Here is a 23720-nt window from a genome sequence, read left to right as displayed (position 1 = left end):
GCCAGCCAGACCCCCGCCCGCCAAGCCGGACCCCCGCCCTGTAGACCCTCCAGACCGCCCGCGGCGGGGCGCGCAAGAACGTACAAGACCCGGGTGCCCCGGCCTGCGTAGCTTCGGGGCGTGGGAGAACATCAGATGGTGATACAGCAGGCCCCCGGCGGGGCCGTCGCAGGGCGGCCGAGGGCCGCCGTCGTACGGGACGCGCTCGGGGTCGGGGTGGCCGTCGGGCTGTCCGGGTTCGCGTTCGGGGTGACCGCGGCCGGGTCCGGGGTCAGTGTGCTGCAGGCCTGCGTGCTGAGCCTGCTCGTCTTCACCGGGGCCTCGCAGTTCGCGCTGGTCGGGGCGCTGGCCGCGGGCGGGAACCCCTTCACCGCCGCAGCCGGGGCCTTCTTCCTCGGGACCCGCAACGCCTTCTACGGGCTGCGGCTGTCGCAGCTGCTCGCACTGCCCCGCGCCGTGCGCCCCCTCGCCGCGCACTGGGTGATCGACGAGACCACCGCCGTGGCCCTCGCCCAGCCCGACCGGAAGTCGGCCCGGCTCGGCTTCACCGTCACCGGCCTGAGCCTCTACATCCTGTGGAACCTGACCACCCTGCTGGGTGCGCTCGGCGCCGAGGCCATCGGGGACACCGCCGCCTGGGGGCTGGACGCCGCCGGGCCCGCCGTCTTCCTCGCCCTGCTCGCGCCGATGCTGAAGTCCACCACCGAGCGGGCCGTGGCCGCGCTCGCGCTGGTCCTGGGGCTGGGGTTCCTGCCCGTGCTGCCCGCCGGGGTGCCGGTGCTGATCGCCGCCCTGGCCGCGCCCGTCGTGCTGTGGATGAAGGGACGCCGCTCGTGAACGTCTGGATCGCCATCGGACTCACCGTCCTCGGCTGCTACGCCGTCAAGCTCGCCGGGCTGCTCGTGCCCGCCGGGGCACTGGAGCGGCCCGCAGTGCGCAAGCTCTCCGCACTGCTGCCGGTCGCGCTGCTCGCCGCGCTCACCGCCCAGCAGACCTTCAGCACCGGGTCCGCCCTGGTCGTCGACGCCCGCGCCGCCGGGCTCGCCGCCGCCGGGGTCGCGCTGCTGCTGCGGGCGCCGTTCCTGCTCGTGGTCGCGGCCGCCGTCGTGGTCACCGCGGGGGTACGGGCCCTGGGCGGCTGACCCCGGGAGCGGGCCCGGTCCCGCTTCCGGCCGGACAGGTACCGGCCGGCAGGCGCCCGTACGCGCGCAGGGTCAGCAGCGCCTCCAGGGTGGCGATCGGCCGCCGCTCCAGGGAGCTGCCCGGTGCCCATGCCCGGCGGCGCACCGGCCAGCCGCCGTCCGACTGCTGCTCGGCGGCCAGGAGGTCGAGCGAGCGGCCCAGCTCCGCGTCCGTGAACCAGCCGCGGGCCAGGGACTCCGGCCGCCGGGCGAAATCGTGCGGGAAGAGGTGCTCGCCGGGGGCGTACCCGGAGGGCAGCGGGTACTCCTCGCGCCGCCCCGGCTCCAGCACGGCCAGGCGCTGCTCGCGCACCAGCCGCCCCAGCCGGTCCGCGGCCGCCGCGGCCCGCGACCGGTCGGGGACGCCGTCCAGGAAGGCCACCGCGCTCTGGACCTCGTACGGATGGGAGTGGCGCAGGTTCTCGACCCGGTCCCAGCAGAAGTCCGTCGCCCGGAACAGCCACGCGTGCCAGACCCGATTGCGGTGCAGCACCCCGACGACCGGGCCGGTGGTCAGCAGCTCGCTCGGCGGGTCGTCGTGCACGGGGTGGTACGGGGCCGCGGGATAGCCGCGCGGGGCCGGGAAGACCACGGGCAGCGCGCCGTCCGGGGTGGACACCCGGGTGAGGTGGCGGCAGAGCTTCTCGATGCGCTGCCCGGCACAGCGGCCCAGGCCGTCCAGGATCCGCAGGGCGTGCGCGGTGTGCAGGGGCTGGCTCAGCGGTCCGCGCAGGTCGGGGTCGAGTGCGTGCCCGTAGCCGCCGTCGCCGTTGAGGTACGAGGCGAGGGCGGTGTCCACCGGGTCGGCGTCCCCGCCGAGGAAGTGGAACGCGAACCGCCGCTGCTCCAGCACCCGGGCGGTGAGCCAGATGAACTGCTCGGCGCGGGCCAGCGGAGCCGGCAGGACCGCGGGCGCGGGGGCCGGCGGGGGAGCTTCGTCTCCAGGCATGCGAGAAACGTAGGGGGCCGTGGTGCGCCGACGCAGGGCGAACGGGGCGGGTGCACTCTCCGGGGCGGGATACTGGAGGCATGCGGTTGACGATTTTCTGGGAGCGGATGGCCGAGCACTTCGGCGAGGGCTACGCGGACTCCTTCGCGCGGGACCATGTCATGACGGAGCTCGGGGGACGCACCGTCCACGAGGCGCTCGACGCGGGCTGGGAGACCAAGGACGTGTGGCGCGCGGTGTGTTCGGCGATGGACGTGCCGGGCTCGCTGCGCTGACCGGGCCGCAGGGGGCCGCAGGGGCGCCGCTTCGCCGGGACCGGCCGGCTTGGGCCGCTCCTCGTGGTCCGGGCCGCCGGTGGGCCAGACTTGGCGGCGTGGCAGCCACCGAAGAGACGACCGACCAGCCCTCAGAAGCGCCCGGCGAGCCCGGGGGTCCGCCCCCGGGGACCGTCCCGGCGGGGGGCGCCGCGGGGGACGCGGCGCGGATGCCGCGCTGGCTGCCGCGCGCGGTGGTCCTCGTACTGGCCCTGATCGCCTGCTTCCAGCTCGGCAGCTGGGCCTTCCACCAGCTGATCGGGCTGCTGGTCAACATCCTGATCGCGTTCTTCCTCGCGCTCGCGATCGAACCGGCCGTGGCCAGGATGGCGGCCCGCGGCATGCGCCGCGGGCTCGCCACCTTCCTGGTGTTCCTCGGGGTGTTCGCCGCGTCCGCCGGATTCCTGACCTTGCTCGGCTCGATGCTCGCCGGACAGATCGTCGACATGGTGGCGAACTTCCCGCGGACGCTCGACTCGGTGATCGACTCGATCAACCGGACCTTCCACACCGAGCTGTCGCGGCTGGAGATCCAGGACAGCCTGCTGCACTCCGACTGGCTCCAGAAGTACGTGCAGAACAGCGCGACCGGTGTGCTCGACGTGTCCGCCACCGTGCTCGGCGGGCTCTTCAAGCTGCTGACGATCGGGCTGTTCTCCTTCTACTTCGCCGCCGACGGGCCGCGGCTGCGGCGCGCGCTGTGCTCCGTACTGCCGCCCGCGAAGCAGTCGGAGGTGCTGCGCGCCTGGGAGATCGCCGTCACCAAGACGGGCGGGTACCTCTACTCGCGCGGGCTGATGGCGCTGATCTCCGGCATCGCGCACTACATCCTCTTCGTGGTGCTCGACGTGTCGTACGCGCCCGCGCTCGCCGTGTGGGTGGGGCTGGTGTCGCAGTTCATCCCCACCATCGGCACCTACCTGGCGGGCGCGCTGCCGATTCTGATCGCCTTCACGGTCAATCCCTGGTACGCGCTGTACGTGCTCGGATTCGTGGTGATCTACCAGCAGTTCGAGAACTACGTGCTCCAGCCCAAGCTCACCTCGAAGACCGTCGACATCCACCCGGCGGTCGCCTTCGGATCGGTCATCGCGGGCACCGCCCTGCTGGGCGCGGTCGGGGCGCTCATCGCGATCCCGGCCGTCGCCACGCTGCAGGCCTTCCTCGGCGCGTACGTGAAGCGGTACGAGCTCACGAGCGCGGCCGCCGAGGAGGACCCCGGTCCTACCCGTCGGCGCCGAGTACGGCTGCCAAGGCTTCGGTGACGCTCGCCTCGACGGCGGCCTTGTCGACGCCGAGACCGGTCAGCAGGCCGTCGCCGTCCTCGAGTTCGAGGATGCCGAGCAGGATGTGCTCGGTGCCGACGTAGCCGTGGCCCAGGCGCAGGGCCTCCCGGAAGGTGAGTTCCAGGACCTTCTTCGCGGACGCGTCGAAGGGGATGAGGTCCGGGACCTCGGCGGCGGCCGGCGGCAGGGTGGCGGCCACGGCCGCCCGTACGTCGTCGGCCGCGATCCCCTGGGCGGTCAGGGCGAACGCCGCGAGGCCCTCGGGCTCGGCCAGCAGGCCGAGGACCAGGTGCCCGGTGCGGATCTCGGTGCCGCCGGCGGCGCGGGCCTCGTTCTGCGAGGTCATCACCACGTTGCGGGCGCGGGGGGTGAAGCGGCCGAAGCCCTGGTTCGGGTCGAGGCCGGGGTCGCCCTCCTTGTCGGCCTTGGGCACGAAGCGCTTCTGGGCGGCCTGGCGGGTGACGCCCATGCTGCGGCCGATGTCGGTCCAGGAGGCGCCGGAGCGGCGGGCCTGGTCGACGAAGTGGCCGATGAGGTGGTCCGCGACCTCGCCGAGGTGCTCGGCGGCGACGACGGCGTCGCTGAGCTGCTCCAGGGTGTCGGTGTGGACCTTCTTGATGGCCTCGATGAGGTCGTCGAGGCGTACCGGGTTGGTCATGCGAACGGGTTCCACCGAAGGGTTCGTCATAGCGCAACCGTAGGTTGACAGTCGGATGGGTGTCAACCCTGGGTTGTCAGTCGATATAGGCGGGGAATGCGGGCGTTTCGTACACCTGGTGTCCATGAGCGTCGACGAGATCACCAGCCCTGCGCCCCGGCCTCGCACGCACGTCCTGCGCGGGCGCGCACCCGCCCCCGCCGCGCCCGCGCCGATCACCGCGCTGCACAGCGGGGGCGTCGCCGCCGCGGCCCTGCTGACCCTCGTCGGCGCCGGTGCGCTGCTGCGCGAGCCGGTGCTGATCCCGCCGATCGCGGCCAGCGCGGCGATCGTGTACGGGGTGCCCGCGCTCCCGCTGGCCCAGCCCCGGAGCGTCATCGGCGGGCACCTGCTCTGCGCGGCCGTCGGCTACCTGGCGCTGGCGGCGCTGGGCGGTGCGGCCTGGGTGGCGGCGCTCGGGGCGGGCGTGGCCGTCGGCGTGATGACCCTGGCCCGGACCCCGCATTCGCCCGCCGCCGCGACCACCGTGGTGGTGGTCCTCCAGGCGCCGCGGCCGCTGGTCTTCCTGCCGCTGCTGACGGGGGCGGCCGTGGTGCTGGTGCTGGCCGGGATGGCGGCGTCCCGGGCGCGGCGGGGTGCGGTGGCGTACCCGGCGTACTGGTGGTGAGGCGGGTGGCGCAGGAGGCGTGGTGAGTGCCGGGCCCGCGTGTCCGGCGTCAGATCCCGCCGCCGCAGCCGGCTCCGCAGCCGCCGACGCTCGGGGGTTCCCTCGTGGCGGGGGACGCCGTCCCGGGTGCCGGGCGGGGGCGGAGGTGCGCCGTGAGGGGAGCCAGGCCGTGAACGCCGCCCGAGCCGGGCCCGTTGCGGGCGACGGCCGTCAGGGCGGCCCGGGCCGCGGCGGGGACCCCGGAGGGCAGCGGCGGGGCCCAGGTCTCGTCGGCGGCGGCCTCGCGGCTCCGGCGGAGCCCGGCCGCCGTCGCGTGCCGGTCGGACCGCACCGTGCCCGCGAACAGGCTGACCAGCCCCGTCACCGTCCCGAGTACCGTGAACGCGAGGAACGGCCGCAACCCCGTGCCCTGCCCGGTGGCGGAGTCCACGATGCATGCCGCGACGGTCGCCAGGACCGCGACCAGCACGCACACCGCCTGGGCCAGCTCGGCGTTCTCGGCCCGTTCGCGCCGCCGGGGGTCCACCGCCAGTCCGCGCCCGACCAGCGACCGCTCCACCTCGACGGCGGCGGGGCAGTCGCCGACCCCGGTCCGGAACGTTGCCGCGTGCGGCGGCGCTTCCCCGCCCAGCAGGGCCAGCGCGGCCGCCTGGACGGGGTCGCGGCCCGGGCCGTCGCCGTTCGGCTCGGGGGCGGCCCGTACCGCGGTGACCCGGCCGTCGGCGGCGACCGTCAGGCTCCCGCCCAGGTGCAGCGCGCAGAGGGCCACCTCGGCGACCCCGCGCCGGCCGCGCTCCAGGTACGCGGCCTCGTACAGGCCGATCGGCCCGCTGTCGGGGTGCCCGGACCGGTCTGTCCGGCCCGTCCGGTCCTGGGGGTAGAGCCTCCGGTACAGCCACACCCGGGCGAGGCTCACGCCGAGCAGGGGCACGCCCGCCCCCGTGAATATGAAGACCCACACGCCCCGAGTCTGGCTCCCGCCCCGGGGCGGGAGCAATGGTCAGGTCGGCGCGGACGCTACGGAGTGCGCGCGAAGGAGCGGCGGTAGGAGCGGGGCGGCACCCCCCGGCGGCGCACGAACTGCTCGCGCAGGACGGCCGCGCTGCCGTACCCCACCCGGCGGGCGATCTCCTCGACCGGCAGGTCCGTGGTCTCCAGGAGCTCCTCGGCGCTGCTCAGCCGCAGGCCCCGCAGCCATGCGTGCGGGGTGGTGCCGGTCGCGGCGGCGAAGCGGCGGGCGAAGGACCGTTTGCTCATCACGGCGCGCCGGGCCAGTTCCGCGACGGGAAGCGGCTCGTGGAGGTGCTCGCGGGCCCAGGCGAGCACCTCGGCGAGCCGCCCGTCCTGGCAGTCCTCGGGGACGGGGGCGGCGAGGTACTGGGCCTGCCCGCCGTCGCGGTGCGACGGCAGCACCATGTCGCGGGCGACGGCGTTGGCCATCGCGGCCCCGTACTCCCGCCTCAGCAGGTGCAGGCACAGGTCGAAGCCCGCGGCGGCTCCCGCACCCGTGGTGATCCGCCCGTCGTCGACGTACAGGGCGTCGGGCTCGACTGCGACGTCCGGGTGGCGGCCGGCCAGCAGCCCGGCGAACCGCCAGTGCGTGGTGGCCCGCCGGCCGTCGAGCAGCCCGGCGGCGGCGAGCGCGAACGTACCGACGCAGTGGGCCGCGACCAGCGCGCCCCGCGCGTGCGCGGCCGCCAGCGCGTCGAGGACGGCGGGTGCGGGCGGCGTACGGAAACCGGCCCAGGGCAGGGCGATCACCAGGTCGGCGGCGGCCAGTCGGTCCAGGCCGTGCTCGATCGTGAGCGGCACGCCCACGTCGGTGGGGACCCGCCCGGGCCGGTCGGCGCACAGGGCGAAGTCGAAGCCCGGCAGCCCTTCCCCGTGCGGGCCGAACACCTCGGCGACGATGCCCACGGCGAGCATGCCGACTCCGGGCGGGGCGTACGCGGCGACGGTCTCGAAGGGGGGCACGCGTGCAGTCTGGCACGCCTGGCACGAATCCTGCGATCAGCGGCAGCAGTGCCACTCGTACGTGGCCGCCCCGCCCGGAAGTATTGAGGACATGACAACGAACACGGCAGCGAACACGGCAATAGCGACCACGACTTCGACCCCGACCACGACTTCGACCCCGACCACGACTCCGGCCACGCCGGACGCGCCGCTCGGCCGCAGCGCCGTGTACCGGGTCCTGACCACCGGCTACGTCGGCTCCACCGGCCCCGGAGTGGCCGCCACCGTCTCCTACGTCTCGGACGCCGGCCGGCACGTGATCTTCGACCCGGGCATGGTGGCCGCCCACGACGACATCCTCGGCCCGCTCGCGGAGCTGGGGCTCGGTCCCGACGACATCACCGACGTGGTGCTCAGCCACCACCACCCGGACAACACCATGAACGTGGGCCTGTTCGGCCGTGCCCGGGTCCACGACCACAAGGTGGAGTACCGGGGCGACCAGTGGAAGAACCGCGACGCGGAGGGGTACGAACTCACCCCGTCGCTACGGCTGATCCGCACCCCGGGACACAGCGCCGAGGACATCACGCTGCTTGCCGGCACGGACACGGGCGTGGTCGCGTTCGCCGGCGACCTGTGGTGGCACTCGGCGGGACCGGCGGACGACCCGGTGGCCCCGGACCGCGAGGTCCTGCGTGCCTCCCGGCTGCGGGTGATGGCCGCCGCGGACCTGATCGTGCCCGGCCACGGCGCCCCCTTCACCCCGGACGCCACCACGCCGCGCTGAAGCCGAGCAGGACGCACGACGGGCCCGGATGGACGAGTCCAGAAGTCGTCTCGCGGCGGCAGTGGCCGCCCTCGGGGAGTAGGCGCACGAAGCCCCCCCGGGAGGCGAGGCATACTGTCGTGCGCATCCGGCACGATTCCCGTCACCGCCTCAAGGCGGTCAACGCCCGGCCGAGACGAGAAGGAACCTTGCTCTCTGATTACCAGCGGCGTCTGCGCGAGCAGTTCCTGTCCGTCCCCGTCGTTGCGCCGCCCGGCCCGTGGCGCCCGGTACTGAGCGAACGCATCCCCGTCGGCGGCCTGCTCGGCATCGGTTTCGCCCTCGCTCCCGACGACGGCCGCGACCTGGTCATGGTGGTCTCCCGCGACGGCCACGGGCTCTTCGACGCCGTCACCGGCGAGAAGATCGCCCGGGACCGCGACCCTGCCCCCGACGGCAGCACCCCGGACTCAGTGCCGGATCTCTCCTGCCCGGGGCTCGGCCCCGTCGCCGCGACCCGAGTACGCATCGCGGGACTCTTCGGAGGCGGCCTGCACACCACCACCGAGGACGGCTGGACCCTGGAGGTCGTCAGCCCCGAGTGGCCGCACCACCGCGTTCTGCTGTCCGTGGACGGAGGCATCCCCCACAGCGGACCGCACGGCGAAGGCTGGTGGCACGTCTTCGACTCCGACTACTCCGAACTGCGCGCCGCCGGCTTCTCGCCGTCCGGACGCACCCTCGCCGTCGCCACCAGCAGCGACCTGACCCTCTGGACCCGCCCCGAAGCCTGACGCCGAACCCTCGGCCCGGCCAACTCCTGGGGCTGGCGTGGCGCGCTTGACACAGAAATCGAACACGTATTCTTATGGGTTATCCACAGCCAAACCGGGCGTGGGAGCGCATTGTCAGTGGCAGGCGTTAGCGTCAATGGCGTGAAGCGATCGACTCAAGCAAACCGGGTGGAACCCATGGCAGGCACCGACCGCGAGAAGGCTCTCGACGCCGCGCTCGCACAGATTGAACGGCAATTCGGCAAGGGTGCGGTCATGCGCCTCGGCGACAAGCCGAACGACCCCATCGAGGTCATCCCCACCGGGTCGACCGCGCTGGACATCGCCCTCGGCGTCGGCGGGCTGCCCCGCGGCCGCGTGATCGAGGTGTACGGGCCGGAGTCCTCCGGTAAGACGACCCTGACCCTGCACGCCGTGGCCAACGCGCAGAAGGCCGGCGGCACCGTCGCCTTCGTGGACGCCGAGCACGCGCTCGACCCCGAGTACGCGAAGGCCCTCGGCGTCGACACCGACAACCTCATCCTGTCCCAGCCGGACACCGGTGAGCAGGCGCTGGAGATCGTGGACATGCTCGTCCGCTCCGGTGCGCTCGACCTGATCGTCATCGACTCCGTCGCGGCGCTCGTGCCGCGCGCGGAGATCGAGGGCGAGATGGGCGACTCGCACGTGGGTCTCCAGGCCCGCCTGATGAGCCAGGCGCTCCGGAAGATCACCGGTGCGCTCAACCAGTCCAAGACCACCGCGATCTTCATCAACCAGCTCCGCGAGAAGATCGGCGTGATGTTCGGCTCGCCGGAGACCACCACCGGTGGCCGCGCGCTGAAGTTCTACGCCTCGGTGCGCCTCGACATCCGCCGCATCGAGACCCTCAAGGACGGCACGGACGCGGTCGGCAACCGCACCCGCGTCAAAGTCGTCAAGAACAAGGTCGCGCCGCCCTTCAAGCAGGCCGAGTTCGACATCCTCTACGGCCAGGGCATCAGTCGCGAGGGCGGCCTGATCGACATGGGCGTCGAGCACGGCTTCGTACGCAAGGCCGGCGCCTGGTACACGTACGAGGGCGACCAGCTCGGCCAGGGCAAGGAGAACGCGCGGAAGTTCCTCTGCGACAACCCCGCCCTCTCCGACGAGATCGAGCGGAAGATCAAGGAGAAGCTGGGCGTGGGCGTCCGCAAGGACGCCGCCGCGGACGAGGCCGCCGCCGCTGCGCCCGCCGAGACCGCAGCAGTTCCCGCCCCCGCGTCGAAGGCCAAGACGACGGCCAAGGCCGCCGTGGCCAAGAGCTGACCCGTGCGCGAGCAGGAACGGGGCGGCGGAGGCGGCCGTGAAGGCCGCCAGGAGCTGCCGCCCCAGAGCCCCGAGGAGCAGGCGCGGGCGATCTGCCTGCGCCTGCTCACCGGGATGCCGCGCACCCGGCGGCAGCTCGCGGACGCCCTGCACAAGCGGGGCATCCCCGAGGAGGTGTCGCAGGCGGTCCTCTCCCGGTACGAGGAGGTGGGCCTCATCGACGACGCCGCGTTCGCCGGGGCCTGGGTCGAGTCCCGGCACCGCGGCCGGGGCCTGGCCCGCCGGGCGCTCGCGCAGGAGCTGCGCACCAAGGGGGTGCACGCCACCCTCGTGGAGGAGGCCCTGGAACAGCTGGACTCCGAGCAGGAGGAGCAGACCGCCCGCGAACTCGTGGAGCGCAAGCTCCGCTCCACCCGGGGCCTGGAGCGGGAGAAGCGCATCCGGCGGCTCGCCGGGATGCTCGCCCGCAAGGGATACCCCGAGGGCATGGCCCTGCGGGTGGTCCGCCGCGCACTGGAGGCGGAGGGCGAGGACGCCGACGACCTGGGGTACCCGGGGTAGCCGGAGGTGGGGGTAGCCCCCCGGCGGTGACGCCGGGGCGCTCCAATGTCAACGAGCGGGCCCGGCGGCAGAGTTGACCACATGATGCTGCGTTACGCCCTCCAGACCGTCCGGGACCGCAAAGCCGGTTTCCTCGGCGCCTTCGTCGCCCTCCTGTGCGCGGCGGCCCTCGTCACCGCCTGCGGCACGCTCCTGGAAACAGGCCTGCGCGGAAAGATCGGCACCGAGCGCTACGCGGCCACACCGGTCCTCGTCTCCGCCGACCAGAACGTGCACCAGACCACGGTCAAGGAGAAGAAGGGCGATCCGCAGAAGACCAAGACGAAGCACAAGGCCAAGCCCGTCGCCGAGCGGGCCTGGCTCCCCGCCTCCACCGTGGACGCGGTCCGGACCGTGCCCGGCGTCGAGCGGGCCGTGCCCGAGCTCACCTTCCAGGCCGTCCCGCTCGTCAAGGGCAGCGCCGCCGAGGTCCCCTCGTACGGGCACTCCTGGACCTCCGCCGCGCTCACCCCCTTCACGCTCGCCGAGGGCCGCGCCCCCCAGGGCGCCGGCGAGGTCGTCATCGACCGAGGACTGGCCGCCCGGGCCGGGCTGAGGACCGGCTCCGAACTGACCGTGCAGGCCACCGGCGAGCCGAAGAGCTACACCGTCAGAGGCGTCGCGAAGACCCCCGGCGGCGACCTCGTCCGGCAGGGCGCGCTCTTCTTCAGCGACGCCGAGGCGCAGCGGCTCGCCGCCCGCGACGGCCAGGTCAGCGCCATCGGCGTGCTGCCCGCTCCCGGGGTCGACGCGGGCCGCCTGGCCGGGCAGGTCGCGCAGGCCCTCAAGGGCACCACCGCACAGGTGAACACCGGCGACGAGCGGGGACCGGCCGAGTTCCTCGACGCGGCCGGCGCCCGGGTCAAGCTCGTCTCCATGGGTGGCGCGATGGGCGGGACCTCGCTCCTCGTGGCGATCCTGGTGGTCGTCGGCACCTTCGCCCTGTCGGTCCAGCAGCGCTACCGCGAGCTCGCCCTCCTGCGGGCCATCGCCGCCACCCCCAAGCAGCTGCGCCGAATGATCGGCCGCGAGGCGCTGCTCGTGGGCCTGGCCGCCGGTGTCGCCGGAGCGTTCGCCGGACTGCCCCTCGCCGCCTGGCTGTACGGGCGGTTCGTGGACGGCGGGGTCGTGCCCGCCAACCTGGAGCGCACCGCCGGGATCTTCCCGATGTTCGCCGCCGTCGGCGCCAGCCTGTTCGGGGCCTGGGCCGCGGCCCGGATCACCGGCCGCCGGATCGCCCGGATCCGCCCCGCCGAGGCGCTCGCCGAAGCCGCCGTCGAGCGGGCCCGGCCCGCCTGGGCCCGGATCGGCACCGGCGTACTGCTGCTGGCCGCCGGGGCGGTGCTGGTCGCCGTCCTGAGCACGCTGCGCACCGAGCCCGCCTCCACCCCGGTGACCTTCCTGGCCGTGGTGGTCCTGGCCGGGGCGGTCTCCCTGCTGGGCCCGCTGGTCGTACGCGGCGCTGCCGCGCTGCTCGCCGGGCCGCTGAAGCTGGCCGGTACGGGCGGCCACCTGGCCACCGCCAACCTGCGCGGCAACGCGACCCGGATGGCCTCCGCCGTCACCCCGCTCGCGCTGCTGATCGGGATGACCTGCACCGTGCTCCTCGCCACGCCGACGCTCGGCGACGCGGCCCGGGCGCAGGCCCGCGAGGGGGTCAAGGCCGGCTGGGTCCTGGCCGGGCAGGGGCCCGGGGTGACCGGGGGCGCCGCCGAGCGGATCCGGCGCACCCCCGGGGTCACGGCGGCCACCGAGGTCGTGCACACCTCGGTACGGGTGGGGCTGACCAAGTACGCCGCGCAGGGTGTGACCCCGGCCGGCCTGACCCGGACGTGGGACCCGGCGGTGACCGGCGGGAGCCTGGCGGACTTCGGGGACCGCAGCGCGGCGGTGAGCGAGCTCGCCGCCGACCAGCTGGGGCTCGGGCCCGGCAGCCCGCTGAAGCTGACCCTGGGCGACGGGACTCCGGTGACGCTGACCGTATCGGCCGTGTACGCGCGGGGGCTGGGCTTCGGTGACCTGACCCTGCCGCACGCCCTGGTCGCCGCGCACGTCGACAATCCGCTGGCGAGCAGCGTGCTGGTGGCGGCCGAACCGGGCACCGGGCGCGAGGAGCTGGCCGCCGCGGTGCAGGGCTTCCCCGGGGTCCGGGTGCTGAGCGCGCAGGACGCGGACCGGGTGCGGGCCGAACGCCAGGCCGCTGGGGCGGAGATCAACCTGCTGGCGATGGGACTGGTGCTCGCGTTCACCGCCATTGCGGTGGCCAACACGCTGGCCATGTCCACGGCCGAGCGTCTCCGGGAGTTCGCGATGCTGCGGCTGGCCGGTGCGACGCGGCGCCAGGTGCGCGGGATGCTGCGCACCGAGGCGGTGTCGGTGCTGCTGATGGGCACGGTGCTGGGGTCGGGGATCGCGCTGGCGGTCCTGACCGCCTTCAGCGTCGGGATGACGGGGACGGCCGCGCCGGCCGTGATGCCGGTCGCGTACGCGCTGGTCGTCGGGGTCGCGGGGCTGCTGGCCCTGGTGGCCACCGCCCTGCCGGGGCGGGTCGCGCTGCGGGTGCCTCCGGTGGAGGTCGCGACGTCGAAGGCGTAGGGGCGGGCCGGCAGGAGGCGCGGGGTACGGGGTACGGGGCGCGGCTCCGTGCCCCGTACCCGTCTCTCAGGTGGTTCCGGCGGTTCCGGTGGCTGCGGTGGTCGGGAGGCCCGCGGCCCTCCAGGCCTGGAAACCGCCCGCGAGGTCCGTGGCGTTGCGCAGACCCAGGCTGTGGAGGGAGACCGCGGCCAGGGAGGAGGCGTAGCCCTCGTTGCAGATCACCACCACCTGGAGGTCGTGGCCGGTGGCCTGCGGGACGCGGTGCGAGCCCTGCGGGTCGAGGCGCCATTCCAGTTCGTTGCGCTCGATCACCAGCGCGCCCGGGATCAGGCCGTCGCGCTCGCGCAGGGCCTGGTAGCGGATGTCCACCAGGACCGCGCCCGCCCGGGAGGCCGCCTCGGCCTGCTCCGGTTCCAGGCGGGTGTAGGTGGCGCGGATCCGCTCCAGCAGGTCGTCGATGCCGATCGGGGCGCTCACTGCCAGTCCGCCGGGCGCTCGACGTGCTCCAGCCGGAGCAGCGGGCCGGTGCGGCTGAAGCGGCGGATCAGCGGGAGCGGCGGGTAGTACGCGTGCACCGAGACGGCGTGTTCGGACCCGGAGGCGTTCAGCACCTCGTGCACGTGGTGCTCGCCGAAGGCCCGGCCGGTGCCCGCTCCCAGGCTGCGCGTGCGGTCCACGTCGGGGGCCAGTTCCAGGGACTGCCAGCCCTCCGCGGGGAGGCGCACCGCGAGCGAGTGTTCGGTGAGGCGGCCCCGCGCGGTGGTGAACGCGCCCCGCGACTCGGCGTGGTCGTGCCAGCCGGTCCCGGTGCCCGGGGGCCAGCCGATCAGCCAGGCCTCACTGCCGCCCGGCCCGTCCAGCCGGACCCAGGTGCGGCCCTCCGGATCGAGGGGGAGGGAGGCGACGAGCTCGGCGTCGGAGGCGACGCGCCGCGTGAAGTCGAGGAGCTCGGCGGCCGTCACGGGAGCGGAGGGGGAGGGAGCGGGCGCAGGCGTGGGCGCCGACGTAGGTGCTGGAGCGTGCGCGTGCGCAGGGGCATGCGTCGATGCAGACATGGAGATGACCGTCCTGGGGTTCGCGAAAGTGCGCGCGGAGCGCGGAGGGAGGCGAATCAGCAGGAAGGGCGACACACGCAGCCCGCATAGCGGAGCAGGTCCATATGGACCCTCCGCCACAGGCGCACGTCGTTGCCGGTCATGTCGGCGAGTGAACCACGACTCGACTGGAGGGTCAATCGATCACTGGTGCAGGCGTCGGCGTCGGAGCCGGCGCCGGCACGCCCGAGAGGGCCGCCAGCGGCGGGCCGTGCCGAACGGCGTCCGCGGCCTCGTACAGCTCCGCCGGACGGACCCCCGCGAAGGTCGCGGCCAGGTGCCCGTCCGGTCGTACGAGGAGCACGGTGTGCGCGGGAGCCCCCGGGTAGCCGTCCGCGACCAGCAGGTCCGTCCGGACCGGGAGCGCGCTCACGGCCGCCGCGAGGCGGGGCATCAGGCCGGCGCCCAGCCAGTGCCGCCGGTCCCAGACCCCGGTGCCGGGGGCGACGAGGACGACCAGCAGCCGGCCCCGCCCCAACTGGTCGCGCAGCGGCACGGTCGCACCGTCGGGCGCGGTCACGGGGACGTTCGCCACCGGGCCGCCCGGCTCGGTGTCCGTCGGGACCTCGCGTACGGCCACGGGCGGGGCGTACGTCGGCTCCGCGCCCAGCGGGCCCCGGCCCAAGTGCCCGTCGGTGATCCGGAGTTCGCCGGAACGGGCCGCTCCGGGCAGGTACGTGCGCAGGCCCCCGCCGGCGCGCAGCGCGGGCATCGCCTGGTCGGCGGCGCGCAGCCGGGACGCCACCGCCCTGCGGCGCTCGCCCTCGTAGCTGTCGAGCAGGGCCTCGGAGGCCCCCTGGTGCCAGGCGAGGGCCAGCTTCCAGGCGAGGTTCTCCGCGTCCCGGAGCCCCTCCTCGACGCCCTGGGTCCCGAGCGCCCCCAGCAGGTGCGCCGCGTCCCCGGCGAGGAAGGCCCGGCCCTCGCGCCAGCGCCTGGCGAGCCGGTGGTGCAGGGTGTGGACGCCGGTGTCGAGGAGGTCGTACGGGGGAGTCGTGCCCCCGCACCACAGGCCGAGGGTGTCGCGGATGAGGGCGACGAGCGCGTCGGGGGTGACGAGTTCGCCGCGCGGCGGGAGCAGCCAGTCCAGCCGCCACACGCCGTCGGGCAGCGGCCGGGCGGTGACCTCGCCGACGCCGCCCGCCTGGCCGCGGTGCAGCAGTGCCTCGCCGGGCCAGGGCAGTTCGGTGCGCAGGGCGGCCACGGCGTGCCGTTCCACGGCGGTGCGGCCGGGGAAGCGGATGCCGAGGAGCTTGCGCACTGTGGAGCGGGCCCCGTCGCAGCCGACCAGGTAACTCCCGCGCCACCAGGTGGTTTCGGCGCCGCGGGTGTGGACGGTGACCGCGTGGTCGTCCTGCTCCAGGGAGTCGAGCCGGCTGTCGGTGACGAGCTGGATCAGCGGGTGGACGACGGCCGCGTCGCGCAGCCCGCGCGTCAGGGCGTGCTGCGGCAGGTGGAGGGGGGCGGGCCGGTCCTCGAAGGTGATCCGCCGGTGCTCGCGCCCGCGCCGCATCGTGCGCCAGGCCGCGAAGTAGGCGCTCTCGTAGCGCAGGGTCGTACAGCCCAGCCGCTGGACCATGGCCGCGGTGTCGGAGTGCAGGACCACGGTCCGGGCGGTTCTGGCCTCGTCCTTGCCGGGTCCCTCGTCGAGCACGACGCAGGGCACGCCCTGGCCGGCCAGGGCGAGGGACATGGACAGTCCCACGGGCCCCGCGCCGACGACGATCACCGGGTCCATGATGTGGCTCCCGGTGTCCGGTATGTGATCACAGAACGTATGCAACCCACTGGAGGTGCCTGCGTCAAGTGACGCCGGTCCGCTATGAGGTGACGGCAACCAGGGCTCCTGGTGGGGATCCTACCCCCAGCGCTGCCCCACAGGCACGGACCGCCGAACCGTGGAACGGCCCGTCGGCTGCGCACCGGCACGCCTCCGGCTCATGGTCAACGGCGGACACTTCCAGTGTCTTGGACGTGAGTTCGAGCGTGATGCTCAGGTGGACCGGCGAGTTGCTTCGCCGTCGTCGTCCTCCTCAGTCCGCTGGCGGGTGGTCAATGCGCTGCATCGGCTTCGCTCCGGGGGCGGGGCTGCCGGGCGGGCCGACCAGCGGCAGGTCGTAGGGGCGGCGAGCGTGCGGGACTGGTGTTCGTGGTGGAGGAAGCCCCGCCGGTCGGTGCCGCGGCCGGTCCTCGGGTTCGGGCGGCGGCCAGGTGGAGGCTGCGGTCGATGAGGGTGGGGCCCGCCGGCGCGGCGTAGGCCGGCATCTCCGTGGCTCGGCCATTGCGCACGCCACCCGGTCGCTCCGCGGTGCTGCCGGGCGGCTCCGACCGACGCGGTTCCCTCCTTCGGCGGCCACGCGGTATGCCGCTGCGGCACTGGGCCGGTCCGGGCGCCGGCGGCACGCCGTAGGTGAACGCGGTGTCGGATTGCAGCCGGGGTGAACCTGATCCCACAGGCAATTGCGTGAATTCCAGTCAGAGTGGCCAGAATTCTCCTTTCGAAATTCAGTCAGTTCGACCAGGATCAATCTATTTGAATCTCCATCCTCAAAAAAACCTCAGAACATTAATATTGGCTTGCCTGTGTCGAGGGGGCATGGAATTGTCATGGACGTGGCGGGGTTGGAAGTCCTCGGTACGCAAGGGGGGGGCATGGAGAGGCGTGGCACTAGAGCTGGTGTCGGAATCTCTGTGGTTTCTGATCGACGCTATAAAGTGTTTTCCACTGATGAAGTAGGTGAAGAAAGTTGCTGAAGCGCACTCGCCTTCGCGCTGTCGCCACTCCGGCGGTTGGACTCCTGCTGGCCGGCATCTTCTCGCTCGGGGCCGGATCCACCGCATCGGCGGCCGCCCAGGCGCACCCCAGCGGCTGCAGGTACGAGGTTCCCGGCAGTTGGGGGTCGGTCGCCAGCTGCAGTAGTCACAACGGCGGCTCCTACCGGGCGGTCGCCGTATGCAAGGAAGCGGAGTCCGGGGCGGTGGAGTGGTTCTACGGACCCTGGAAGCAGCGGGGAATCTCCACCGCATACTGCCAGGGATCCTTCCGGGCCACATCTGCGGGAATTGATTCGTCCTCCCGCAACAACACCTGACCGCGGTCGAATCGACTCAGAGAGGCCAATGGAAAATGAAGAAGGCATTTGTGACGCTGCTCGCCGCTACGGCGATGGCAGGTCTCGGACTCCAGGGCACGGCCACCGCGTCCCCCACGGGCTGGCCGGAGGACTGCCAGAGCTTCAGGGCTCCGGCGGGCAACGGCTGGACGGCCATCTGCCACAACGGCAATGGCGGGAGGTGGAAGGCGTCCGCCAAGTGCGCACCCTGGAACGGTTCCCCGGTCATCCAGCACGATGCGGTGGCCTGGAACAGCAGCGGCTACTCCGTCGCCTACTGCCCGCCGATGACTGATGTCGTGGGCGGCTCCTTCTGGACGCGGTCCTACTAGCCCGCCCTGTAGGTGGGGCCGAGCCGCTCGCCCGCGCCCCCGCGGACGTGCAGGATCGAACGCCGACCGTCTGCGGGCGGTCCGGTGATTGCCGCGTCCGATCGGGTCTCCCGGACGGGACGCCGCATCCGCCGGGCATGACGGGCCGAGAGGTGAGCGGCCATGATGCCGAAAAGAGGGCTGCCGGTCATAGACCAGCAGCCCTCTTCAGTCTGTCCGGAGGGATCACGCGGCGGTAAGGGCGGCTGTCTCCGGCTCGACGCTCTTGGACACGCGGCGACCGCGCTTCTCGACCCAGGTCGCCAGGCCCGACAGCGCGAGGCAGAGCAGGATGTAGATCGCACCGATCACCACGATGGTGGAGACGTACGGGTACTGCCCGTTGACCTGGGTATTGCCGGCGATGAGCCGGGCCGTCTGGAGAAGCTCCGGATAGAGGATGATGAAGCCGAGCGAGGTGTCCTTGAGGGTGACGACCAGCTGACTGATGATGGTCGGGAGCATCGCACGCACTGCCTGAGGAAGCAGTACGTACGCCATGACCTGACTTTTCGTCATACCCAGTGAATAGGCTGCCTCGCGCTGCCCGCGAGGCACGGAGTTGACGCCGGCACGCAGGATCTCAGCTTGGACGCAGCCGTTGTAGATCGACAATCCGAGCGCGAGTGCCCACATCGAGTAGTCGGTGAGGAAGCCGACCCACACCGCGTAGATCGTGATCAGCAGCGGGATCGATCGGAAGATCTCGACGAATGCCGTCGCGGTCCACCTCACCGGGCGGATGTCGGAGAGCTTTCCCAAGGCCAGGACCACGCCGAGGACGAGCGAGCCCACCGCGGCGATACCGAAAGCCTTCAGAGTGGCGATCAGGCCGTCGAGGATGTTCTGGCGGATCCCCGAGTAGTTGAAGATGTCCCACATCTCGGGGGCCAGGTGCCCCTTGTCGGAGAGCCGGACGACACTGGCAACGATCAGGCAGATCAGAACCACGGTGCCGACAACGGCGTAGATGCGGTTGCGAAGGATCGCTTTCGGTCCCGGTGCGTCGAAGAGGACGTTCGCGCTCATCGGGCCACCTCCATGCGGCGCTCAAGCAGCTTGAAGACGGCGCTGACGGCAAACGTGATCACCAAGTAGCCGAGAGCGACCCAGATGAAGACGGGCGCGATGTCGTACCCTTGATCGCTCATCAGTTTCTGCCATCCGAACAATTCGGAAACGCTGAAGGCGCCGGCGATTGCAGAGTTCTTGGTCAGCGCGATGAAGATGGAGCTGAGGGGCGGGAGCACGGTCCGAGTGGCCTGCGGCAGGATGACGAGCCGCAGCGTCTGGACGAACGTGAGACCGAGTGACCGAGCGGCTTCTGCCTGCCCGAGCGGAACGGTGTTGATTCCCGACCGTACGGCCTCGCAGACGAAGCTGGACGTGTAGAAGCCCAGGGCGAGCGATCCGAGAACGAAGGGGCTCATGCCCGGGACGAGGATCTCTGGAATGACGAAGAACGAGACAAGGAACAGCAGTGTCAGCGGGGTGTTGCGGAGCAGCGTGATCCAGGCCGCCCCTATGAACCTCAAGGGAGGTACAGGTGACACCCGGAAGCTGGCGATCAGCAAGCCGAGCAGCAAGGCGATGATGCTGCTGACTGCGGTGATCGACAACGTCCCGAGAAAGCCGTCGCGAAAGGCTGGGAAGTTATCGAGCAGTACATTCATGAAGTCTCCGCGGCGGCAGGGTCTTTGTTCATCGAAATGAGCGCGCCTGGCGGGCGTCCCGCACGCGTATCAGCGGGACGCCCTTGGTGCGCGGGTCAGTAGCGCACCACGGCCGGCGGGGCGACGTACGCGGAACCGGACAGGCCGAGCGTGCCCTCGTAGATCTTCTGGTAGGTGCCGTCCGAGACATGCTTCTCGAGGGAGCTGTTCACGAAGTCCCGGAGAGCCTTGTCGTCCTTGTTCATGCCGACGCCGTAAGGCTCCTGGGTGAAGGGCTTGCCGATCACCTTCAGCTTGCCGGGGTTCGACGCGGCGTAGCCCTTGAGGATCGAGTCGTCCGTCGTCACCGCGTCGACCTGGTTCGTCAGCAGTTGCTGTACGCAGTCCGAGTACTTGGCGAGCTCAGTGGTCTTGGCGCCGTACTGGGGCTTCTTGATCTCCTGCAGGGGCGTGGAACCGACGATCGAGCAGACGTTCTTGCCCTGGAGGGTGTCAGGGCCGGTGATCGCGGTCTCGTCCTTGCGTACGAGCAGGTCGGCGCCGGCCTTGTAGTAGGGGCCGGCGAAGCCCACGAGCTGCTTGCGCTTGTCGTTGATCGTGTAGGTGCCGACGTAGAGGTCGACCTGTCCCGTCGAGATGGCCGTCTCGCGGACGCCCGAGTCGACGGTCTTCCACTCGATTTTGTCTTCACCGAAACCGAGGTCCGCGGCGATCATTTTGGCGATCTCGATGTCGAAGCCGGAACGCTTCTTCGTGGCCTGGTCCTCGAAGCCGAGGTACGGCTGGTCCGCCTTGGACCCGATGATGACCTTGCCGCGCTTCTTGGCCTCCGCGAAGACCGGCGAGTCCAACGTGACGTTGCTCGCGACTGTATAAGTGGGGAGGGTCGGAGCGTTGGACTGACCCGGCTTCACCGCCTGGGGGTCTCCTGCGGAGCCTTCCTTGCCACCGCAAGCGGTCGCGGTCAGGGCAAGGGTGACGGCGATGGCCACGGCCGCACCGGCCTTGATGAGCTTCATGGTGAACTTCCCTCGGATGAGACGTTGTTGAACGACGAGCGACGTGTGCGACGCACCGCCGGCCGGACGGGCCGGCCCGTAGGGCCGACCTGGTGATCCGTCACCGGATCACTATCACCACGAAGGTCAGTGGTGCAGGATCTTCGACAGGAAGTCCTTGGCGCGGTCGCTGCGCGGGTTGCTGAAGAACTGCTCGGGCGTGGCCTCTTCGACGATCTTTCCGTCGGCCATGAAGACGACGCGGTTGGCCGCGGAGCGGGCGAAGCCCATCTCGTGCGTGACGACCACCATCGTCATGCCCTCGGCTGCGAGCTGCTGCATGACTTCCAGCACCTCGTTGATCATCTCGGGGTCGAGCGCCGAGGTCGGCTCGTCGAACAGCATCACCTTCGGGTCCATCGCCAGCGCGCGGGCGATCGCCACGCGCTGCTGCTGGCCGCCCGAGAGCTGCGCCGGGTACTTGTCCGCCTGCGAGGCGACCCCGACCCGCTCCAGGAGTGCCATCGCCTTGGTGTGGGCGACGCCCGATTCCGTCCCGCGGACCTTGAGCTGGCCCAGCATGACGTTCTGCAGCACCGTCTTGTGCGCGAAGAGATTGAACGACTGGAAGACCATCCCGACATCGGCGCGCAGCCGTGCCAGCTCCTTGCCCTCGGAGGGCAGCGGATTACCGTCGAGCGTGATGGTGCCCGAGTCGATCGTCTCCAGGCGGTTGATGGTCCGGCACAGCGTGGACTTGCCCGACCCCGAAGGGCCGATCACCACGACGACCTCACCGCGGGCAATGCTCAGATCGATCTCCTGAAGCACGTGCAGCGCGCCGAAGTGCTTGTTGACGTTGCTCAGTACGACCAGGTCGTCCGCGGCACCGGCCGCGTCCTGCACGTCCTTGGTCACTGATACTCCGCTCATCGGCTTCTTGCTCCGTCCTCCTCGGTTGGGAGGACAGTAGTGACGAGGTGCGCACACCGTCATCACATCTGAGGGAGAATTGAGCATAACGATCCGGCCTCGCCCGGATACGCTCCGTACGGGCACGGGAGCATCGGCCCCATTGCTCGTACCGGGTGCATAACGGAAGACGCGCCGCGGCGGAACCCGCTTGACGTGGGCGTCCCCATCGGCGTGGATGCATGGTGGCCCGGATCAGGATGCCGGGACGTCAGGACGTTCGGGATCGCCCGGACGCCGGGATGTCGGGAACAGGAGTGGGGGACGCCATGAGACTGCTGCTCGTCGAGGACGACGACCACGTCGCCGCCGCCCTGTCCGCAATCCTGTCCCGGCACGGCTTCCAGGTGACCCACGCCCGCAGCGGCGAGGAGGCCCTCCAGGCCCTGCTGCCCGCCGGAGCGCCGCCCCACGTCACTCCGTACGGGGTGATCCTGCTCGACCTCGGGCTGCCCGACCAGGACGGGTACGAGGTCTGCGGCAAGATCCGCAAGCGCACCGCCACGCCCGTCATCATGGTGACCGCGCGGGCCGACGTGCGCTCCCGCATCCACGGCCTGAACATGGGCGCCGACGACTACGTCGTCAAGCCCTACGACACCGGCGAACTCCTCGCCCGCATCCACGCCGTCGCCCGGCGCACCGGAGCCCCGGCGGAGGAAGCCGCCGCCACCGGGACCGGAGCGCCGTCCGTCGTCCGCCTCGGGCCCGTCAGCGTCGAGCTGCCCACCCGCCGCGTCACCGTCGACGGCGCCGATGTGCCGCTCACCCGCAAGGAGTTCGACCTGCTGGCCCTGCTCGCGCAGCGCCCCGGCGTCGTCTTCCGCCGCGAACAGATCATCAGCGAGGTGTGGCGCACCAGCTGGGAGGGGACCGGCCGGACCCTCGAAGTCCACGTCGCCTCGCTGCGGTCCAAACTGCGCATGCCCGCCCTCATCGAGACCGTCCGCGGGGTGGGCTACCGGCTCGTCACCCCCGCCGCCCCCTAGCGGACCCCGCCGTGCGCGCCCGGCTGCTCCCGCTGCTCGTCATCCTCATGGCGGGCACGCTGCTCGCGCTCGGCTTCCCGCTCGCCGTGAGCCTGGCCGCCGGACAGCAGCAGCGTGTGGTGGTCGACCGGATCGACGACAGCGCCCGCTTCGCCGCCCTCGCCCAGTTCGTCATCGACGCCGAGGGCTCCAACGCCACCGGCGCGGACGAGCGCCGCGAGACCCTCCAGCACGACCTCGCCCGCTACCAGGAGCTGTACGGCATCCGGGTCGGCATCTTCAACCGCGACGACAACGCGATGGCCCGGGCCCCCGGCTGGTGGGAGCTCCCGAAGTCGGGAGAGGGCTCCCGTGCCTTCGCGGACGCCCTCGCCGGGCGGCGCAGCCACGACCCCGGCCAGGTCTGGCCCTGGCAGACCCACGGCAAACTCCTCGTCGTCTCCCCGGTCGTCCTGGACGGGGACGTCGTCGCCGTCGTCGCCACGGAATCGCCCACCGACCAGATGCGGGCCCGGATCCTGCGCGGCTGGCTGCTCATCCTCGCCGGGCTGGCGGCCGCCATGCTCGTCGCCTTCGGCGCCGCGCTGCGGCTCACCAGCTGGGTACTCAAGCCCGTCCGGACCCTGGACGCGGCCGCCCACGGCATCGCCACCGGGCGGATGAACTCCCGGGTCGCGGCAGCCGGCGGACCGCCGGAACTCAGGCGGCTTGCCCACTCGTTCAACGAGATGGCCGACAACGTCGAAGACGTACTGGAGCAGCAGCGGGCGTTCGTCGCCGACGCCTCCCACCAACTGCGCAACCCGCTCGCGGCACTGCTCCTGCGGATCGAGCTGCTCGCCCTCGAACTGCCCGAGGGGAACGAGGAGATCGCCTCCGTCCGCACCGAGGGCAAGCGCCTGACCCAGGTCCTGGACGACCTGCTGGATCTGGCGCTGGCCGAGCACGCCTCCGCGGAGATCAGCCTGACCGACATCGGGGCCCTGGCCGCCGAGCGGGTCATGGCCTGGCGGCCCTACGCCGAGGAGAAGGGCGTCCGGATCACCGGCACGGGCCGCTCCGCCGTCACGGGCTGGGCGGACCCCATCGCGCTGTCCAGCGCCCTCGATGCCGTCATCGACAACGCCCTGAAGTTCACCCCTGAGGGTGAGGAGGTCGAAGTCTCGGTCTCCGTGGAGGGGCGCACGGTACGCGTCGTCGTCGCGGACCGGGGGCCCGGCCTCACCGACGAGGAACTCCTGCGGATCGGCGACCGGTTCTGGCGCAGCGGCCGCCACCAGAACATCAAGGGCTCCGGGCTCGGCCTCTCCATCTCCCGCGCGCTGCTCGCCGCGGGCGGCGGGTCGCTCTCCTACGAGGCGAACCCGCCGCACGGGCTGCGCGTGACGGTGACGGTTCCGCGCACGGACCCGCACACCTCCTGACGGACGCGGGGCCGGCGGCCGGGGCCGAGGCCC

At 72.2% G+C, this 23720-nt stretch carries 25 protein-coding genes; 13 read left to right on the top strand and 12 right to left on the bottom strand.

Annotation, left to right across the window (positions count from 1 at the left end; all coding sequences use genetic code 11):
• The first annotated feature begins 135 nt into the window (after window positions 1-135).
• Together AB0M99_RS13675 and AB0M99_RS13670 are read left to right on the top strand one after the other, a co-directional pair.
• Window positions 136-837: an AzlC family ABC transporter permease gene (locus AB0M99_RS13675; protein ID WP_365919779.1), complete on the top strand. Its 702-nt coding sequence runs from the start codon at window positions 136-138 to the stop codon at window positions 835-837.
• On the top strand, window positions 834-1142 hold the full coding sequence (locus AB0M99_RS13670; protein WP_365919777.1) for an AzlD domain-containing protein: 309 nt from the start codon (window positions 834-836) through the stop codon (window positions 1140-1142). Before AB0M99_RS13675 ends, AB0M99_RS13670 begins: the two co-directional genes overlap by 4 nt.
• Here AB0M99_RS13670 and AB0M99_RS13665 read toward each other — a convergent pair.
• Window positions 1111-2130, bottom strand: a complete 1020-nt coding sequence (locus AB0M99_RS13665; protein ID WP_365919775.1) for a hypothetical protein — start codon at window positions 2128-2130, stop codon at window positions 1111-1113. The two genes, AB0M99_RS13670 and AB0M99_RS13665, sit on opposite strands and share 32 nt — an antisense overlap.
• Before the next feature lie 80 nt (window positions 2131-2210).
• Between AB0M99_RS13665 and AB0M99_RS13660 the strand changes: the two genes are divergently transcribed.
• Both AB0M99_RS13660 and AB0M99_RS13655 read left to right on the top strand, forming a co-directional pair.
• On the top strand, window positions 2211-2405 hold the full coding sequence (locus tag AB0M99_RS13660; RefSeq protein WP_365919773.1) for a DUF3046 domain-containing protein: 195 nt from the start codon (window positions 2211-2213) through the stop codon (window positions 2403-2405).
• A 209-nt stretch (window positions 2406-2614) separates the two neighbouring features.
• Window positions 2615-3709, top strand: coding sequence for an AI-2E family transporter (locus AB0M99_RS13655; RefSeq protein ID WP_365919825.1), 1095 nt, complete (start codon window positions 2615-2617; stop codon window positions 3707-3709).
• On the opposite strand, the gene AB0M99_RS13650 is transcribed toward AB0M99_RS13655, so the two are convergent.
• Window positions 3669-4418, bottom strand: coding sequence for a Clp protease N-terminal domain-containing protein (locus tag AB0M99_RS13650; RefSeq protein WP_365919771.1), 750 nt, complete (start codon window positions 4416-4418; stop codon window positions 3669-3671). The two genes, AB0M99_RS13655 and AB0M99_RS13650, sit on opposite strands and share 41 nt — an antisense overlap.
• A gap of 94 nt (window positions 4419-4512) precedes the next feature.
• On the opposite strand from AB0M99_RS13650, the gene AB0M99_RS13645 reads away from it, so the two are divergent.
• A complete protein-coding gene (locus AB0M99_RS13645) occupies window positions 4513-5055 on the top strand; it encodes an HPP family protein (RefSeq protein ID WP_365919769.1) in 543 nt (180 codons plus the stop codon).
• A gap of 49 nt (window positions 5056-5104) precedes the next feature.
• Here AB0M99_RS13645 and AB0M99_RS13640 read toward each other — a convergent pair whose 3' ends face one another.
• On the bottom strand, window positions 5105-6016 hold the full coding sequence (locus tag AB0M99_RS13640) for a TIGR04222 domain-containing membrane protein (protein ID WP_365919768.1): 912 nt from the start codon (window positions 6014-6016) through the stop codon (window positions 5105-5107).
• Window positions 6017-6072: 56 nt separating this feature from the next.
• Window positions 6073-6981 (bottom strand): helix-turn-helix domain-containing protein, encoded by a 909-nt coding sequence (locus AB0M99_RS13635; RefSeq protein ID WP_365919823.1) that lies wholly within the window; start codon window positions 6979-6981, stop codon window positions 6073-6075.
• A gap of 139 nt (window positions 6982-7120) precedes the next feature.
• Between AB0M99_RS13635 and AB0M99_RS13630 the strand changes: the two genes are divergently transcribed.
• From AB0M99_RS13630 to AB0M99_RS13610, 5 genes are all read left to right on the top strand, one after another.
• The gene (locus AB0M99_RS13630) at window positions 7121-7801 is read left to right on the top strand and encodes an MBL fold metallo-hydrolase (protein WP_365919766.1); all 681 of its coding nucleotides are present in this window, start codon (window positions 7121-7123) and stop codon (window positions 7799-7801) included.
• 188 nt (window positions 7802-7989) lie between these two features.
• A complete protein-coding gene (locus AB0M99_RS13625) occupies window positions 7990-8574 on the top strand; it encodes a hypothetical protein (RefSeq protein WP_365919764.1) in 585 nt (194 codons plus the stop codon).
• A 177-nt stretch (window positions 8575-8751) separates the two neighbouring features.
• On the top strand, window positions 8752-9861 hold the full coding sequence (gene recA / locus AB0M99_RS13620) for a recombinase RecA (protein ID WP_365919762.1): 1110 nt from the start codon (window positions 8752-8754) through the stop codon (window positions 9859-9861).
• Window positions 9862-9864: 3 nt separating this feature from the next.
• Complete coding sequence (recX, locus tag AB0M99_RS13615; RefSeq protein WP_365919760.1) at window positions 9865-10422, top strand: recombination regulator RecX; 558 nt, start codon at window positions 9865-9867, stop codon at window positions 10420-10422.
• A gap of 81 nt (window positions 10423-10503) precedes the next feature.
• The gene (locus AB0M99_RS13610) at window positions 10504-13056 is read left to right on the top strand and encodes an ABC transporter permease (RefSeq protein ID WP_365919758.1); all 2553 of its coding nucleotides are present in this window, start codon (window positions 10504-10506) and stop codon (window positions 13054-13056) included.
• Window positions 13057-13122: 66 nt separating this feature from the next.
• On the opposite strand, the gene AB0M99_RS13605 is transcribed toward AB0M99_RS13610, so the two are convergent.
• Genes AB0M99_RS13605 through AB0M99_RS13590 form a run of 4 tightly spaced genes read right to left on the bottom strand, consistent with a single transcriptional unit; the run spans window position 13123 to window position 15885 of the window.
• A complete protein-coding gene (locus AB0M99_RS13605; RefSeq protein ID WP_365919756.1) occupies window positions 13123-13533 on the bottom strand; it encodes a rhodanese-like domain-containing protein in 411 nt (136 codons plus the stop codon).
• A complete protein-coding gene (locus AB0M99_RS13600) occupies window positions 13530-14111 on the bottom strand; it encodes a cysteine dioxygenase (protein WP_365919754.1) in 582 nt (193 codons plus the stop codon). Before AB0M99_RS13600 ends, AB0M99_RS13605 begins: the two co-directional genes overlap by 4 nt.
• A 56-nt stretch (window positions 14112-14167) precedes the next feature.
• The gene (locus AB0M99_RS13595) at window positions 14168-14254 is read right to left on the bottom strand and encodes a putative leader peptide (RefSeq protein ID WP_311318651.1); all 87 of its coding nucleotides are present in this window, start codon (window positions 14252-14254) and stop codon (window positions 14168-14170) included.
• A gap of 32 nt (window positions 14255-14286) precedes the next feature.
• Window positions 14287-15885, bottom strand: a complete 1599-nt coding sequence (locus tag AB0M99_RS13590; RefSeq protein ID WP_365919752.1) for an FAD-dependent monooxygenase — start codon at window positions 15883-15885, stop codon at window positions 14287-14289.
• A 1389-nt stretch (window positions 15886-17274) separates the two neighbouring features.
• On the opposite strand from AB0M99_RS13590, the gene AB0M99_RS13585 reads away from it, so the two are divergent.
• Window positions 17275-17592 carry a hypothetical protein gene (locus tag AB0M99_RS13585; RefSeq protein ID WP_365919750.1) on the top strand — a complete coding sequence of 106 codons (318 nt, stop codon included), beginning with the start codon at window positions 17275-17277 and terminating at the stop codon, window positions 17590-17592.
• A gap of 225 nt (window positions 17593-17817) precedes the next feature.
• On the opposite strand, the gene AB0M99_RS13580 is transcribed toward AB0M99_RS13585, so the two are convergent.
• From AB0M99_RS13580 to AB0M99_RS13565, 4 genes are all read right to left on the bottom strand, one after another.
• Window positions 17818-18660, bottom strand: a complete 843-nt coding sequence (locus AB0M99_RS13580; protein WP_365919748.1) for an amino acid ABC transporter permease — start codon at window positions 18658-18660, stop codon at window positions 17818-17820.
• Window positions 18657-19304: an amino acid ABC transporter permease gene (locus AB0M99_RS13575; protein ID WP_365919746.1), complete on the bottom strand. Its 648-nt coding sequence runs from the start codon at window positions 19302-19304 to the stop codon at window positions 18657-18659. The genes AB0M99_RS13580 and AB0M99_RS13575 overlap by 4 nt, the downstream gene beginning before the upstream one ends.
• A gap of 95 nt (window positions 19305-19399) precedes the next feature.
• A complete protein-coding gene (locus AB0M99_RS13570; protein WP_365919744.1) occupies window positions 19400-20323 on the bottom strand; it encodes a glutamate ABC transporter substrate-binding protein in 924 nt (307 codons plus the stop codon).
• 126 nt (window positions 20324-20449) lie between these two features.
• The gene (locus tag AB0M99_RS13565) at window positions 20450-21235 is read right to left on the bottom strand and encodes an amino acid ABC transporter ATP-binding protein (protein ID WP_365919742.1); all 786 of its coding nucleotides are present in this window, start codon (window positions 21233-21235) and stop codon (window positions 20450-20452) included.
• Between the two features lie 308 nt (window positions 21236-21543).
• Between AB0M99_RS13565 and AB0M99_RS13560 the strand changes: the two genes are divergently transcribed.
• Window positions 21544-22263 (top strand): response regulator transcription factor, encoded by a 720-nt coding sequence (locus AB0M99_RS13560; RefSeq protein WP_365919740.1) that lies wholly within the window; start codon window positions 21544-21546, stop codon window positions 22261-22263.
• 11 nt (window positions 22264-22274) lie between these two features.
• Window positions 22275-23687 (top strand): HAMP domain-containing sensor histidine kinase, encoded by a 1413-nt coding sequence (locus tag AB0M99_RS13555; RefSeq protein ID WP_365919738.1) that lies wholly within the window; start codon window positions 22275-22277, stop codon window positions 23685-23687.
• Window positions 23688-23720: the final 33 nt, after the last annotated feature.

Source organism: Streptomyces sp. NPDC051183 (assembly GCF_040682455.1).
GTDB lineage: Bacteria > Actinomycetota > Actinomycetes > Streptomycetales > Streptomycetaceae > Streptomyces.
This window is presented reverse-complemented; position numbering and strand designations above follow the sequence as displayed.

Bases quoted from the DNA above. Each gene is read 5' to 3' on its own strand.
- AB0M99_RS13675 (WP_365919779.1), top strand. From the start codon at position 136: ATGGTGATACAGCAGGCCCCCGGCGGGGCCGTCGCAGGGCGGCCGAGG.
- AB0M99_RS13665 (WP_365919775.1), bottom strand. From the start codon at position 2,130: ATGCCTGGAGACGAAGCTCCCCCGCCGGCCCCCGCGCCCGCGGTCCTG.
- AB0M99_RS13660 (WP_365919773.1), top strand. From the start codon at position 2,211: ATGCGGTTGACGATTTTCTGGGAGCGGATGGCCGAGCACTTCGGCGAG.
- AB0M99_RS13655 (WP_365919825.1), top strand. From the start codon at position 2,615: ATGCCGCGCTGGCTGCCGCGCGCGGTGGTCCTCGTACTGGCCCTGATC.
- AB0M99_RS13650 (WP_365919771.1), bottom strand. From the start codon at position 4,418: ATGACGAACCCTTCGGTGGAACCCGTTCGCATGACCAACCCGGTACGC.
- AB0M99_RS13645 (WP_365919769.1), top strand. From the start codon at position 4,513: ATGAGCGTCGACGAGATCACCAGCCCTGCGCCCCGGCCTCGCACGCAC.
- AB0M99_RS13635 (WP_365919823.1), bottom strand. From the start codon at position 6,981: ATGCTCGCCGTGGGCATCGTCGCCGAGGTGTTCGGCCCGCACGGGGAA.
- AB0M99_RS13630 (WP_365919766.1), top strand. From the start codon at position 7,121: ATGACAACGAACACGGCAGCGAACACGGCAATAGCGACCACGACTTCG.
- recA (WP_365919762.1), top strand. From the start codon at position 8,752: ATGGCAGGCACCGACCGCGAGAAGGCTCTCGACGCCGCGCTCGCACAG.
- AB0M99_RS13610 (WP_365919758.1), top strand. From the start codon at position 10,504: ATGATGCTGCGTTACGCCCTCCAGACCGTCCGGGACCGCAAAGCCGGT.
- AB0M99_RS13600 (WP_365919754.1), bottom strand. From the start codon at position 14,111: ATGTCTGCATCGACGCATGCCCCTGCGCACGCGCACGCTCCAGCACCT.
- AB0M99_RS13595 (WP_311318651.1), bottom strand. From the start codon at position 14,254: ATGACCGGCAACGACGTGCGCCTGTGGCGGAGGGTCCATATGGACCTG.
- AB0M99_RS13590 (WP_365919752.1), bottom strand. From the start codon at position 15,885: ATGGACCCGGTGATCGTCGTCGGCGCGGGGCCCGTGGGACTGTCCATG.
- AB0M99_RS13585 (WP_365919750.1), top strand. From the start codon at position 17,275: ATGAAGAAGGCATTTGTGACGCTGCTCGCCGCTACGGCGATGGCAGGT.
- AB0M99_RS13580 (WP_365919748.1), bottom strand. From the start codon at position 18,660: ATGAGCGCGAACGTCCTCTTCGACGCACCGGGACCGAAAGCGATCCTT.
- AB0M99_RS13575 (WP_365919746.1), bottom strand. From the start codon at position 19,304: ATGAATGTACTGCTCGATAACTTCCCAGCCTTTCGCGACGGCTTTCTC.
- AB0M99_RS13570 (WP_365919744.1), bottom strand. From the start codon at position 20,323: ATGAAGCTCATCAAGGCCGGTGCGGCCGTGGCCATCGCCGTCACCCTT.
- AB0M99_RS13565 (WP_365919742.1), bottom strand. From the start codon at position 21,235: ATGAGCGGAGTATCAGTGACCAAGGACGTGCAGGACGCGGCCGGTGCC.
- AB0M99_RS13560 (WP_365919740.1), top strand. From the start codon at position 21,544: ATGAGACTGCTGCTCGTCGAGGACGACGACCACGTCGCCGCCGCCCTG.